Origin of the sequence: Streptomyces sp. NPDC020898, from assembly GCF_044333925.1 — a bacterium.
GTDB lineage: Bacteria > Actinomycetota > Actinomycetes > Streptomycetales > Streptomycetaceae > Streptomyces.
The window spans coordinates 63,180-76,257 of the sequence record NZ_JBIRRV010000026.1; the positions used below are offsets into that span (position 1 = coordinate 63,180).

Below are 13,078 nucleotides of genomic sequence, written 5' to 3' on the forward strand. Positions count from 1 at the left end.
GGGTGGGTGCCGGTCGTCGGTCGGGGCACTTCGCGTTCCTTCACTCCGCTGACCCCAGGGTCAGGTGAACGAGCCTTTCGACCGAGGTGAGCTCGGCCCGCAGGGCGGCATCGGGCGCCGGGGTGGTCGTCAGGAGAAGCACCCGGACCGTGGGGTGTTCGGGGGCGTACAGGTCGTCCTCGTCGTCGTCGCCTGGTATCCGGTTGGGTTGGATCTCGATCTTGCGGCCGGGGATGTCCGCGACGTAGTACACGCCCAGGAAGTGGCTGTCCCGCTCGGTGAACGCCAACCCGAGTCGGTCGCCGACGAGTTGGGTCAGTTCGTCGGCGGTGTGGGTGCTCGTGCCGTAGGTCTGGTGGTGGTCGGTCATCGTGCACCGGAGCCTATGGCCCGCCACTGACAGCGCGCCGGACGACCGGTGGTGAGGGCTCCGTACGCCGACGGCGTGGCGTCACCCCGCAGCTGGCCGCTCCGTAGCGGCAGCCGGCTCCGCCCGCCGTACCCGCGCCCGGCCCCGGTCGCGGCGCAGCAGTGGCCGTTCCACGAGGGCGTACGACGTCAGGGCTGCCGCGACCGTTGCCGCCAGGCCGGCCGGGAGGAGGTGGGTGTCGGGCACGCCGAGGTCGGAGAGGAGGCGGATGACGGGGTAGTGCCACAGGTACATCCCGTAGCTGAGGTTGCGGCCGGCCCAGGTCAGTGCCCCGATCGAGAGGAGACGGGAGGGCCAGGAGCGTGGGCCGAGGTCCAGCGCGGCCACCACCGTGGCCGACAGGGCGGCGGCGACCGTGAAGCCGACCGTGTACCAGACCGGGTTCCACGCGCTCGCCTCCGCGATCGGGATCTGCCAGGCGATCAGGCCCAGCAGTGCGAGCGCGGGCCAGCACAGGCGGCCCGCCCAGCGGCGCAGGAGCGCCAGTCGGGGGTCGTCGGCGCGGAGGCGGGCCAGGATCACGGCCAGGAGGGCGCCGATCAGGAGTTGGTCGGCGCGGGTGTCGGGGCCGTTGTAGATGCGGTGTGCCGCCGTGGGGTCCCAGAGGGCGAGGCGCCAGAGCAACGGCACGATGCACAGGGCCGCGACCCAGGCCAGTACCTTCCGTGCCGTGGTGTGCCGTAGCAGCACCAGGAGCAGGAGCGGCCAGGCCAGGTAGAACTGTTCCTCCACCCCCAGGGACCAGGTGTGGCTCAGCGGGGAGGTGAGGTCGGAGTACGGGCCGGACTCGCCCGCCCGTACGAGATTGACCACCGAGACCGCCGCCAGCGCCGCCGCCGTCCACGCCCCGTCGAACAGGGGCAGCGGGAGGGCCACGGAGAGCAACGCGGTGACCGCGCACATCACCAGCATGGCCGGGCCGAGCCGCAGCCAGCGCCGCCGGTAGAACGAGCCCAGGCCGATACGACCGTTACGGGCGTACTCGGCGACCAGCAGCCGGGTGATGACGAATCCGCTGAGCGTGAAGAAGACGTCCACGGCCACCGAGCCGCCGGGCACCACGTCGGGCTCCAGGTGGTACACGATCACCAGCACGACCGCGACCGTCCGCAGCCCGTCCAGCCCCGCCACCCGCCCGCCACCGCGCAGAGCCGAAGGAAAACCTCGTCCGCCCCCGGCGGATCTGCGCCGTGGTTCGGCGGCCGGCCCGCGCAGATCCTGCGGACCGGCCTGCGTGGTCTCGAGTGCCGGTTCTGGCGCGTCTACCGTGCTCCGGTCGGTGGGGGTGCTCATAACGACCGCGCCTGCCCAGCCTCGGCGGAGTCACACAAGTTCTTATGGTCCCCACAGCTTCGGCGCCGCTTTCCGGCCGCCGGAGCACCTCGTCCGCATGAGCCGCGGCCGGGGTGCCGGACTGCGGCGTATCACGGCTCCTCTACGCTGTCGCCGCGGCCACCGCGCGATCTTCGGAAGCTCCCAGAGCCTCTGTCGACGGGGCGTCAGCCGGGACCGCCGCGGACAGCGGGCATGCGGGTGAGCGGAGACGAAACAGGATGAACAGCCGTACGGGAGCGCCTCGGAGAGACAGCGGCAGAGGGAGTGGGAGCGGCAGCGGGACCGGCGGTGGGAGCGGTCGGCCGGGGCAGCGCGGCGGGCGGATACACCGGACCCGTACGACGGTCAGAGGCAGCCGCGCGCCCCTGAACAGGCCGGTCCGTGCCGACAGCCGTGGCGGCGCCCCGCTGCTCTCGGAGCCCGCCCGGCGTATCGCCGCCGGAAGCGTGCTGCTGCTCCTGGTCAGCGGCGTGATCACCGTGGGCGTGTGGTTCTGCATCACGTTCCAGACCGCCGTCACGCCGGTGCTGCTCGCGCTGCTTCTGTCGGCGCTGCTCGGCCCGTTCTACCGGCGGCTGGTCGCGATGAAGTTCAACAAGTCGCTCGCCGCCGGGCTGACCTGCGTCGCCGTGATCCTGGTCATGGGAGGGGCGGCCTACATCGTGGTGACCGCCCTGCTCGACACCGGCGACCAGATCATCAACTCCGTGCGGGACGCGGCGAAGGACCTCAGCGAGCGCTTCGACGTGGTCGGCACCTCCGTGGACGAACTCGCCACGAACGCCAAGGACCTGCTGTCCAACTTCGGCGGCACCGCGGTCTCCGGTGTGCTGAGCGGGGTCAGTCTGCTCACCGAGATGATCGCCACGGCGACCCTCGCGATGCTGCTGCTGTTCTTCTTCCTCCGCGACTCCGACCGGGCCGTCGCCTCGCTGCACACCATGGCACCGCGCGGCTCCGGCGCGACCCTGGAAGTCATGGCCCGCCGCGCCTTCCAGGCGATCGAGGGCTTCATGCTGGGTACGACGATCATCGCGTTCATCGACGCCCTCTGCATCACCGTCGGTCTGCTGATCCTCCAGGTGCCGGGCGCCGTCGGGCTCGGGGCGCTGGTGTTCATCGGGGCGTACATCCCCTACCTCGGCGCGTTCCTCTCGGGCGCGGTCGCGATCCTCGTCGCGTTCGCGGACGGCGGGCTCACCACCATGCTGTGGGTTCTCGGCATCGTCGTCGGCGTGCAGCTCCTGGAGGGGAACGTGCTCCAGCCGATGATCCAGAGCCGTACGCTCCAGATGCACCCGGCGGTCATCCTCCTCGCCCTCACCGCCGGCGCCTCCCTCGCCGGCATCCTCGGCATGCTCCTCTCCGTACCGCTGACCGCGGCGGCCTTCGGGGTGCTCTCGGAGATGCGGGGGCGGTACGAGGTGGAGGCGGCGGCCCAACGGTAGTCCCGAACTCGTGGCGTGTGTCGATTGCGGCCGCTCCCGATCGACGTCGAGGTGAAGGAAGCACTTCCCAGGACGAGCACAGGAGCCCCCCATCGTGACCAAGAACGTGACCGTGACCGCGGATTTGGCCATGTCCCTCGACGGCTTCGTCGCCGGCACCGACGTGACCCTCGACAACCCGGGGGGCGACGGCGCCGAGCCGCTCTTCGAGTGGATCCACAACCTGGCGAGCTGGCGGGAGCGCCAGGGCATGACCGGCGGGGAGGAGAACCGCGACTCCGAGCTGATGCGTGAGTGGTTCGACGCCACCGGAGCGGTGGTCATGGGCCGGATGATGTACGACACCGGCGAGGCGTTCTGGGGCGAGGACCCGCCGTTCCGGACCCCGGTGTTCGTGCTCACCCACCGCCCCCGGCCGACCCTGGTCAAGAAGGGCGGCACCACCTTCACCTTCGTCACCGACGGCATCCACAGCGCCCTCGACCGGGCGAAGGCCGCCGCCGGGGACCGGAACGTCGACATCGCGGGCGGCGCGAGCACGGTGCGGCAGTATCTGGGGGAGGGGCTTATCGACGAACTGCAACTGCACGTGGTGCCCGCGCTCCTCGGCGACGGTCTGCGGCTCTTCGAAGGGCTGGGCGCCGGACGACGGAACCTCGAAACGGTCCGGGTGGTCGACACCCCCCTCGCCACCCACCTGAAGTACCGCTTCGTCAGGTGACCCGACGTCAGCTCGATACGACATCATCGAACCCGCCGAACTCCGCTACCGCTACGCCGACTTCGCCATCGCCGGACCCCCGCTCAGGCTCGTCCTGATCGAGGGAACGGCGGACGAGGCGACCCGCATGGACCACCTCGGTGGAGAGGTCCAGAGCGCCGAAGCGGTCCACGCCGCCCGCCCACCCACCTGTCCGAGCGAGGCGGGCCCGGCCACCGACGTCGAGGACGAAGCGAGGAGCAGCCCCGCCACCGAACCGCCGATGTCGGCCGTCCCCGAACCGCCCGTGACACCCGTCGGCAGGACGATCCTCAGGCCCGCAACGCCGCGTGCCCCTCGACGACCAGGCCCCCAGGCGCCGTGACCGACTCGACCCGGCCGTCGGAGCCGACGGCGACGTCGAGCCGTTCGCCCGCGACCGTGAGCCCTGCGACGGTGAGCGCGCCGACGGGGAGTGGTCCGGTCGGCCGGAGGTGGAGGCGGCCGGCGGGGACGTCGGGGTCCAGACCGGTGAGCGCCGTCAGGAAGGCGACGGCCGCCGCCGCCGACCAGGCCTGCGGCCGGCAGGCGGCCGGGTAGGGGACCGGTGCGGGGGTGTCCGTGCGGGCGTCGCCGCCCCAGAGCTCCGGCAGCCGGTAGTCGAAGGCGGGCGCCGCGTCGAGGATGCCCTCGACGAGCCGGGCGGCGGCCTCGGTGTGGCCGCTGCGGGCGAGGCCGGTGACGGCGATCGCGGTGTCGTGCGGCCAGACCGTGCCGCAGTGGTAGCGCAGCGGGCCGTATCCGCCGGACCGGGACGACATGGTCCGCAAGCCGTAGGCGTCCGACATGTCCGGGGCGGCGAGCCGGGCCGCGACGGCGGCACTCTCGTCGGCGTTGAGGATGCCGGTGGCCAGCAGGTGGCCCATGTTGCTTGCGACGGCGTCGACGGGGCGGCCCGAGCCGTCGAGTGCCATGGCCGGGTACGGACCTTGCTGGTCGGAGACCCAGAACCGGGCGCGGAAGCGATCTGCGAGGCCGGCCGCGAACGTCCGCCAGTGCTCGCCGTCCGGCAGCCCGAAGGCGTCGAGGAGTGCCGCTCCGGCGAGGGCGGCCTCGTAGGCGTAACCCTGTACTTCGGCGAGAGCCAGGGGCGCCTCGGCGAGGCTGCCGTCGGCGAAGCGGGCGGCGTCCGCGGAGTCCTTCCAGCCCTGGTTCGCCAGGCCGGTGCCGCTGTGGTCGATGTAGGAGAGGAACCCGTCTCCGGTCCGGGCGGCGGCGTCGATCCAGCCGAGGGCGGCCTTGAGCGCGGGCAGCAGCGGTTCGATGTCGGCGGCGGGCAGGCCCCAGCGCCAGGCGTCGTGGAGCAGGCAGATCCACAGGGGGGTCGCGTCGACCGTGCCGTAGTAGACCGGCGGCAGACGAAGGCCCATGCCGTCGTCGAAGACCCCGCGCCGCACCTCGTGCAGGATCTTGCCCGGCTCCTCCTCCGCCGCCGGATCGGTGCGCGTGCCCTGCTGGGCGGCCAGCGTGCGCAGGGTGCCCAGGGCGAGGTCGGTGCCCAGCGGCAGGAGCATCCGCGCGGCCCACAGGCTGTCCCGGCCGAAGAGCGTGAAGAACCAGGGAACGCCCGCGGCGAGGAAGGTGTCACCGGGCGATGCGGCCATGGCCATCCGCAGCGAGTGGAGGTCGTCCAGGCTCTGCGCGACCAGCGCGGGCAGCCGGCGGTCGTCGGCGGTGACCTCCGGACGCTGCCAGGTGGGCCGGGGGTCGGCAGCCGTGACGACCGCGTCGGGCTCCGTGATCTCGACGGCCAGGTGCAGGTCGACGCTCTCGCCGGGCGCGACCGTGAGGGTCCAGGTCAGGGTGGAACGCTCGGCGTCGGGGGTCGCGCCGGGGGCGCTGACGGCGACGGTGACGGTGTCGTCGCCCCAGCCCAACATGCCGGTACCGGACGAGAGTTCGGCCATGGGCCGGAGCGGAGACCGGGGCGCGAGGCCCGCCTTCGCGTGCTCCAGTTGCACGAGGTCCCCGGCGATCTCGACCCGGACGGCGAGACGCACCGGCGCCGACGCGCTGGAGCGGACGGTCAGCTGCTCGGTGAGCAGACCGGGGTGCAGGATGCGCCGCCGGTCGACCCGGACGGTCGGGTCCGGAATCGCGTCGCCGAGCGCCTGGGCGAGGCCCACGAAACGGCTGCGCCCGGGACCGTCCGACGCGTTCATCACCGCGACGACCGGCAGCCAGCCCTCGTCACCGTCCACCGCTGCCACGCCACCGTCCACCGCTCCCGCGTCGGGGCGCAGCGTCACACGCAGCAGGCTCAGTGCGCGTACGTCGGCGTGGAAGAGCCCCTGTACTCCGGCTCCGGGAGCGGCCGCGTCGAGGTTGCCGTCCGGCTGGGACAGGACGACGGTCGGGGCGGCGAGGGTGACCGCGAGATCGTGCAGGAGCGGCTGCCGCTCGGGTGAGGTCATGAAAGCTCCGTCCGGTGCCCTCGTGTCTCGTGGGCGGTTCGTGAGGGTGGGTGGCTGTGAGGTCGTTCTGTGACCGCGCCGACTCTTGACAGTCCGGGCGGCGATCGCCACAGTAACCGATTGGAACGCTAAATTTAACGTTCAAATCCAAGTACGGCCGAGATACGCCGCACCGCCGGGACGGCGATACGCTGCGGCGCAGTGAACTTGTGGGAGGTGGCTTCGCGATGGCGCGAGCAACACTCGAGAGCGTGGCGCGGCACGCCTCTGTGTCGACACAGACCGTGTCCAACGTCATCAACGCGCCGCATCGCGTACGCCCGGAGACCCTGGCCCGCGTACAGGCCGCCATCAAGGAGCTCAACTACCGCCCGAACCAGGCCTCCCGGACGCTGCGGACCCGGCGTTCACGGCTGATCGGCGCCCGGATCGAGCCGTCGCGCGACGGCGTCAACGGCGCCGTTCTCGCCCAGTTCCTCCAGTCGCTGACCGCCCGTACCCAGGAGGCCGGCTACCGGGTCGTGGTGTTCACGGCCACCGACGACGACCACGAATGCGCCCTGTACGAGCAGCTGCTCGACGACCACGACCTCGACGCGTTCGTCCTGCACGCCACCCACGCCGGCGACCGCCGGACGGAGTGGCTCACCGAGCGCCGGGTGCCGTTCGTGACCTTCGGCCGCCCCTGGGGCGCAGAACCGGATGCCCCGCAGCGGCACGGCTGGGTCGATGTCGACGGCGCGCAGGGGACCCTTGCCGCCACCCGGCATCTCATCGAGACCGGCCGTCAGCGGATCGCCTTCCTCGGCTGGCCGGAGGGACCGGAAGGATCAGAGGTCGGCAACGACCGGCGCGGCGGCTGGTCCGCTCTCCTCGCCGTGTGCGGTCTCGACGTACCCCCCGGCTACGACGTGGGCGTCCCCGACGGGCTCGACACCGGCCGCAAGGCCGCCGCGGCGATGCTCGACCTGCCCACTCCGCCGACCGCGATCGTCTGCGCGAGCGACTCGCTGGCCCTCGGGGCCTGGACCGAGATCACCGCGCGCGGACTGCGTCCCGGGATCGATGTCGCGGTCGTCGGCTTCGACGACTCCCCGACCGCGGCGGTCGTCGGTCTGAGCAGCGTGGCGCAGCCGTACGACGAGGCAGCCGCCGCGTGTCTGCGGATGCTCCAGGAACTGCTGGCCACTCCCAAACCGCCGGCCGTCCCGCCCGCGCCGGTCCTGCTGGCGCCCAGGCTCGTCGTCCGCGCGAGCGGCTGAGCCACTCCGCGGCACCCGAACCACCCGAACCCCACCCCCCTGCCGAGCGGCTCCGTAGTCCGCTCAGTCAACCCCCGCGATCCCGTTCGCAGCCCCACTGGGGCGGCGGGACACGGTCACCCTCGACCACCGGCTCGTCAGGCCGGCCTGCACAAGGAGATTTATCATGAGAAATCCGCGTACACGGTGGACAGTTGGCGCCGTCGCGCTGCTGTCGCTCAGTCTGTCGGCCTGTGGCGGCAGCGGGTTCGACGACAGCGGCTCGGACGACAGCCAGGAGTCGACCGGCCCCGCCTCGATCAAGGTCCTCATCGCCTCCAGCGGCGACGCCGAGACGAAGGCCGTCAAGGACGCCTCCGACGCATGGGCGACGAAGTCCGGCAACAAGGCGACCGTCACCCAGGCCCAGGACATCAGCCAGCAGCTCGGCCAGGGTTTCGCCGCGAACAACCCGCCGGACGTCTTCTACGTCGACGCCAAGTTCTTCGCCACGTACGCCAGCACGGGCAGCCTCGAAGCGTACGGCGACAGCTTCCCGGGGAAGGACGACTTCTACCCCGCCCTGCGTCAGGCGTTCACCTACGACGGCAAGCTCTACTGCGTACCCAAGGACTTCTCCACGCTCGGCCTGCAGATCAACACCGCCGCCTGGGCGAAGGCCGGCCTGACCGACGCCGACATCCCCACCACGTGGGAGCAGCTGGCGGCGGTGGCGAAGAAGCTGACGACGAGCAAGCAGGTCGGCCTCACGATCGGCGACACGCGTGACCGGATCGGTGCCTTCATGGTCCAGGCCGGCGGCTGGGTGACGAACAAGGACGCCACCAAGGTCACCGCGGACTCTCCGGAGAACCTCAAGGCCCTGGAGTACGTCCGGTCGCTGCTCGCGGACGGCTCGACCAAGTACCCCAAGCAGCTCGACTCCGGCTGGTCGGGCGAGGCATTCGGCAAGCAGAAGGCCGCGATGACGATCGAGGGCAACTGGATCGCCGGCGCCATGAAGAACGACTACCCGGACGTCAAGTACAGGACGGTCCCGCTCCCGTCCGGCCCCGCCGGCAAGGGCACGCTCGCCTTCACCCAGTGCTGGGGCATCGCGGCGAAGAGCAAGAACAAGGCCGCGGCCCTCGACTTCGTCAAGGCGATGACCGAGAAGGACGCCGAGCTGAGCTTCGCCAAGACGCTCGGGGTGATGCCGTCGCGGCAGTCCGCCGAGGCCGAGTACGTCGCCCAGTTCCCGCAGGACAAGGCGTTCATCGACGGCGCCGCGTACGCCCAGGCCCCGGTGAACGTCGCGAAGATCGACCAGGTGCTCCTCGACTTCGACACGGGCCTTCAGGGGCTGCCCAACGCCGACCCGAAGCAGATCCTCGCGCGGCTTCAGAAGAACGCGCAGGCGGTCGTGGGCCAGTAGCCCGGACGACTCCGCGACCGACAGAGTGAGAGTGAATCTGCGATGAGTGAACCGAATCCCGGGCCCGCACAGGGCCCGGGCAGCGGCCCGGCGCCGGGCCGCCCGGCAGGCACCGCCGAGGCCCGTGTCCCGTCGTCCGTGCCGGACGCCACCAAGGCCGGTGGAGCAACTGGTGGAGCAGCTGGTGGCGCGGCTGGTGGAGCAGTTGGTGGAGGCCGCCGTACCCGCGCCCCCCGTGGCGGTATCCGAGGCCGGGAAGGTCTCGCCGGCTGGCTGTTCGTCGCACCCGTTCTCGTCGTGCTCGGGCTCTTCCTGGTCGTGCCGATCGTCATGGCGCTCTGGGTGAGCGTGTCCGACTGGAACGGCCAGGGCAGCCCCTTCTCGTCAGGGGTGGACTTCGTCGGCGCGCAGAACTACGAGCCGCTGCTCACCCAGTCCGGCCTGGCGCAGAGCGACTTCATGATGAGCATGCGCAACAACGCCTACTACGTGTTCTTCGTCGTCCCGCTGCAGACCGCGCTCGCCCTGGGCCTGGCGCTCCTGGTCAACGGGCGACGGCTGAAGGGCAAGGGGTTCTTCCGCACCGCGTACTACTTCCCGGCGGTGACGAGTTCGGTCGCGATCTCGGTCGTCTTCCTGTTCATCTTCTCCTCCAGCGGTGTCGTCAACTCGCTGCTGGCGAAGATCGGGGTCGACGGACCGGCCTGGTTCGCCGATCCACGCGGCATCATCCACCTCGCTCTCGGTGGCCTCGGCGTGAACACCGACGCGCCGCCCGCCGCACTCGCGGACCACGCCGTCGGCGGTCTGTCCCTGTGGGACTGGATCTCCGGCCCCAGCGTGGCCATGACGGCGGTCATCGCACTGGTCGTGTGGACGACTGCGGGAACGTTCATGCTCATGTTCCTCGCCGCGCTCCAGGACATCCCCCTCGAAGTCGAGGAGGCCGCCGAGATCGACGGCACCGGGCGTTGGCAGCGGTTCCGCCACGTCACGCTGCCCATGCTCAAGCCGACGCTCTTCCTCGTCCTGACCCTCGGACTCATCGGCACCTGGCAGGTCTTCGACCAGATCTACGTCATGACCAAGGGCGGACCGGGAAAGACGACGCTGACGCCCGCGTTCCTGTCGTACCAGTCCTCGTTCATCAACAACGAGTGGGGACAGGGCAGCGCCATCGCCTTCATCCTCTTCGTGATCATCGTCGCGATGACGCTCCTCCAGCGGTTCGTCCTGCGCGACAAGGACGAGGCCCGCGCCAAGGCCGCAACCCGGCGCGCGGCGAAGGCGGCCCGCTCCGGTTCGGGCCCGACGACCGACGTCCACGGAGGCACGCGATGAGCACACAGCACCAGCACGCCGACGCGGACGGCACGGGCACGACCCGCCGCGCAGGCACACCCGCACCCGCACCCGCACCCACGCGCACCCGCCGTGGCAGCGCGCTCACCCGCGTACTCGGCTACACCGCCCTCGTCGCCATCGCGCTGCTCTACATCTACCCCTTCCTCATCCAGCTCGCGACGAGCTTCAAGACCGACGCCGACGCCACCGGCCACCCCCTGTCGCTGTGGCCGACGCACTTCACGACAGCGGCGTTCAGCCGGCTCGCCGACGCGGACTACCCGCGCTGGTTCGGGAACTCCGTCATCGTCGCGCTCTTCGTCACCGCGGGCCGCGTCTTCTTCGACTCCCTCGCCGGATACGCACTGGCCCGGCTGCGCTTCCGCGGCCGGGGCGCCCTGTTCGGCACCGTCATCGCGGTCATGGCCGTGCCCGGGGTCGTCCTGCTCATCCCGAAGTTCCTCGTCCTCAACCAACTGGGGATGTACGACTCCTACTCGGGCATGATCGTCCCGCTTCTCGCCGACGCCGCGGGGGTGTTCATCATGAAGCAGTTCTTCGAGTCGATCCCCGTCAGCGTCGAGGAAGCGGCCCGGATCGACGGCGCGAGCACCTTCCGGATCTACTGGTCCGTCGTCCTGCCGATGGCCAAGCCGGCCCTCATCACCCTGACCATCCTGTCGTTCCAGGGATCGTGGAACGAACTCCCGCACTTCATCGTGTCCCGCCAGAGCCCCGAACTGAACACGCTGACCAGCGGAGTCGCCTCCCTCGTCTCCGGCCAGCTCGGCGACGGCAACCAGTACCCGATCAAGCTCGCGGCGGCCCTGCTCATGACCATCCCCGTGGCAGTGGTCTTCTTCCTCTTCCAGCGGCACTTCGTCCGCGGCGGCACGGCAGGCGCGACCAAGGGCTAGCGGGGCGAGAAGAAGCCTGAAGCGCCACCAGACACCCCCTTCGACAGGACCGAGCCACATGAACACCCCGCCCTCGCCCCCCACGAACGATGCCTGGTGGCGCTCCGCGGTCATTTACCAGGTGTACATACGCAGCTTCGCCGACGGCGACGGTGACGGGACCGGCGACATCGCCGGTCTCCGCTCCCGCCTGCGGTATCTGGCGGACCTCGGCGTCGACGCGATCTGGATCAATCCCTGGTATCCGTCACCGCTGGCCGACGGCGGCTACGACGTGGCCGACTTCCGTGACATCCACCCCACGTACGGGACCCTCGACGAGGCCCGGCAGCTGATCGCCGAGGCTCACTACCTGGGGCTGCGGGTGATCCTGGACATCGTCCCCAACCACACCTCCGACCAACATGCCTGGTTCCAGGAGGCGTTGGCGGCGGCGCCCGGCTCCCCGGAACGGGACCGGTTCATCTTCCGCGCCGGGAAAGGGGAGAACGGCAGTGAGCCGCCCAACGACTGGTACGCGGCCTTCGGCGGCCCGACCTGGACCCGTACGCCGGACGGCCAGTGGTACCTCCATCTCTTCGCCCCCGAGCAGCCGGACCTCAACTGGGAAAACCCCGAAGTCCGGGCCGAGTTCGAGTCGGTCCTGCGCTTCTGGTTCGACCTGGGCGTCGACGGCTTCCGCATCGATGTCGCCCACGGCATGGCCAAGGATCCGGCCCTCCCGGACCTCGGCCTGGCGGAGTTCTCCGTCATCGCCGGCGAGGACCAGGAGAACCACCCGCACTGGGACCGCGAAGGCGTCCACGACATCTTCCGCAACTGGCGTGCCGTCGCCGACAGTTACCCCGATCCCCGGGTCTTCGTCGCCGAGGCCCATGTCCGTCCCGGCCGCCTGCCCGACTATCTGCGCCCCGACGAACTCCACACCGCCTTCAACTTCGACTTCCTCAAGTGCGCCTGGGAAGCAGGCCGGTTGAGGGAGGTCATCGACCGCACGATCACCGATCTGGCGAAGGTCGGTGCCCCCGCCACCTGGGTCCTCTCGAACCACGACGAGACCCGTCACGTCACCCGCTACGGCCGCGCCGACACCGGCGTACAGGCCCTGTTCCGCAACCGGCCGATCCCCACCGACCTCGCCCTCGGCACCCGCCGGGCCCGGGCGGCGGCCCTGCTGATGCTGGCCCTGCCCGGCGGCGCGTACATCTACCAGGGGGAGGAACTCGGCCTGTACGAGGTCGAGGACATCCCGGAAGAGCTCCTCCAGGACCCCACCTGGGAGCGCTCCGGCCACACCGTCCGAGGCCGCGACGGCTGCCGCGTCCCCCTCCCCTGGAGCGGCGACACCCCGCCCTTCGGCTTCAGTACGTCCGTGTCGGCCGACCCCTGGCTGCCCCAGCCCGACGCCTGGAAGTCGTACACCGCCGAAGCCAACCAGGCCGACCGCACCTCCATGCTCCAGCTGTACCGCTCCGCCCTGCGCCTGCGCCGCACCAACCCCAACCTGCGGGGCGAGGAGTTCCGCTGGCTGGACAGCCCGTCCGGCACCCTCCTCTTCGAACGCGGCAACGGCCTCCTGTGCGCGGTCAACCTCTCCGCCCGCCCGATGCCCCTCCCCGACGCCTGGAGCCCCCTCCTCACCTCAGGACCGCTGAACAACGACGGCATGCTGCCACCGGACACCACGGTCCTGCTGCTGGACTGACCGGCTCACTCGCTGACTGAGGGACGGTGACGGGAGCACTCCGGCCGGA

10 protein-coding genes are annotated in these 13,078 nt (G+C 70.8%); 7 read left to right on the plus strand and 3 right to left on the minus strand.

All coding sequences use genetic code 11. The annotated features are described in order from the left end of the window. Positions 1-40 precede the first annotated feature (40 nt). Complete coding sequence (locus tag ACH4TV_RS43820) at positions 41-370, minus strand: hypothetical protein (RefSeq protein WP_398407017.1); 330 nt, start codon at positions 368-370, stop codon at positions 41-43. An 81-nt stretch (positions 371-451) separates the two neighbouring features. Then, the gene (locus tag ACH4TV_RS43825; RefSeq protein WP_398407018.1) at positions 452-1,723 is read right to left on the minus strand and encodes an acyltransferase family protein; all 1,272 of its coding nucleotides are present in this window, start codon (positions 1,721-1,723) and stop codon (positions 452-454) included. A gap of 260 nt (positions 1,724-1,983) precedes the next feature. Here ACH4TV_RS43825 and ACH4TV_RS43830 point away from each other — a divergent pair, with 260 nt between their 5' ends. Together ACH4TV_RS43830 and ACH4TV_RS43835 are read left to right on the plus strand one after the other, a co-directional pair. Continuing rightward, positions 1,984-3,213, plus strand: coding sequence for an AI-2E family transporter (locus tag ACH4TV_RS43830; RefSeq protein WP_398407019.1), 1,230 nt, complete (start codon positions 1,984-1,986; stop codon positions 3,211-3,213). Between the two features lie 106 nt (positions 3,214-3,319). Beyond that, entirely contained in the window at positions 3,320-3,934 is a 615-nt protein-coding gene (locus ACH4TV_RS43835) for a dihydrofolate reductase family protein (RefSeq protein ID WP_398407071.1), read from the plus strand. Between the two features lie 311 nt (positions 3,935-4,245). On the opposite strand, the gene ACH4TV_RS43840 is transcribed toward ACH4TV_RS43835, so the two are convergent. Beyond that, complete coding sequence (locus ACH4TV_RS43840; RefSeq protein WP_398407020.1) at positions 4,246-6,387, minus strand: glycogen debranching N-terminal domain-containing protein; 2,142 nt, start codon at positions 6,385-6,387, stop codon at positions 4,246-4,248. Positions 6,388-6,614: 227 nt separating this feature from the next. On the opposite strand from ACH4TV_RS43840, the gene ACH4TV_RS43845 reads away from it, so the two are divergent. From ACH4TV_RS43845 to ACH4TV_RS43865, 5 genes are all read left to right on the plus strand, one after another. Continuing rightward, a complete protein-coding gene (locus ACH4TV_RS43845) occupies positions 6,615-7,649 on the plus strand; it encodes a LacI family DNA-binding transcriptional regulator (RefSeq protein ID WP_398407021.1) in 1,035 nt (344 codons plus the stop codon). 166 nt (positions 7,650-7,815) lie between these two features. Further along, complete coding sequence (locus tag ACH4TV_RS43850) at positions 7,816-9,063, plus strand: extracellular solute-binding protein (RefSeq protein WP_398407022.1); 1,248 nt, start codon at positions 7,816-7,818, stop codon at positions 9,061-9,063. 42 nt (positions 9,064-9,105) lie between these two features. After that, positions 9,106-10,404 carry a carbohydrate ABC transporter permease gene (locus ACH4TV_RS43855; RefSeq protein WP_398407023.1) on the plus strand — a complete coding sequence of 433 codons (1,299 nt, stop codon included), beginning with the start codon at positions 9,106-9,108 and terminating at the stop codon, positions 10,402-10,404. Next, positions 10,401-11,324, plus strand: coding sequence for a carbohydrate ABC transporter permease (locus ACH4TV_RS43860; protein WP_398407025.1), 924 nt, complete (start codon positions 10,401-10,403; stop codon positions 11,322-11,324). The genes ACH4TV_RS43855 and ACH4TV_RS43860 overlap by 4 nt, the downstream gene beginning before the upstream one ends. 58 nt (positions 11,325-11,382) lie before the next feature. Further along, complete coding sequence (locus ACH4TV_RS43865; RefSeq protein ID WP_398407026.1) at positions 11,383-13,029, plus strand: glycoside hydrolase family 13 protein; 1,647 nt, start codon at positions 11,383-11,385, stop codon at positions 13,027-13,029. The last annotated feature ends 49 nt before the right edge of the window (positions 13,030-13,078 follow it).

Excerpts from the sequence above, each read along its gene's own strand:
- ACH4TV_RS43820 (WP_398407017.1), bottom strand. The coding sequence starts at position 370 with ATGACCGACCACCACCAGACCTACGGCACGAGCACCCACACCGCCGAC.
- ACH4TV_RS43825 (WP_398407018.1), bottom strand. The coding sequence starts at position 1,723 with ATGAGCACCCCCACCGACCGGAGCACGGTAGACGCGCCAGAACCGGCA.
- ACH4TV_RS43830 (WP_398407019.1), top strand. The coding sequence starts at position 1,984 with ATGAACAGCCGTACGGGAGCGCCTCGGAGAGACAGCGGCAGAGGGAGT.
- ACH4TV_RS43840 (WP_398407020.1), bottom strand. The coding sequence starts at position 6,387 with ATGACCTCACCCGAGCGGCAGCCGCTCCTGCACGATCTCGCGGTCACC.
- ACH4TV_RS43845 (WP_398407021.1), top strand. The coding sequence starts at position 6,615 with ATGGCGCGAGCAACACTCGAGAGCGTGGCGCGGCACGCCTCTGTGTCG.
- ACH4TV_RS43850 (WP_398407022.1), top strand. The coding sequence starts at position 7,816 with ATGAGAAATCCGCGTACACGGTGGACAGTTGGCGCCGTCGCGCTGCTG.
- ACH4TV_RS43855 (WP_398407023.1), top strand. The coding sequence starts at position 9,106 with ATGAGTGAACCGAATCCCGGGCCCGCACAGGGCCCGGGCAGCGGCCCG.
- ACH4TV_RS43860 (WP_398407025.1), top strand. The coding sequence starts at position 10,401 with ATGAGCACACAGCACCAGCACGCCGACGCGGACGGCACGGGCACGACC.
- ACH4TV_RS43865 (WP_398407026.1), top strand. The coding sequence starts at position 11,383 with ATGAACACCCCGCCCTCGCCCCCCACGAACGATGCCTGGTGGCGCTCC.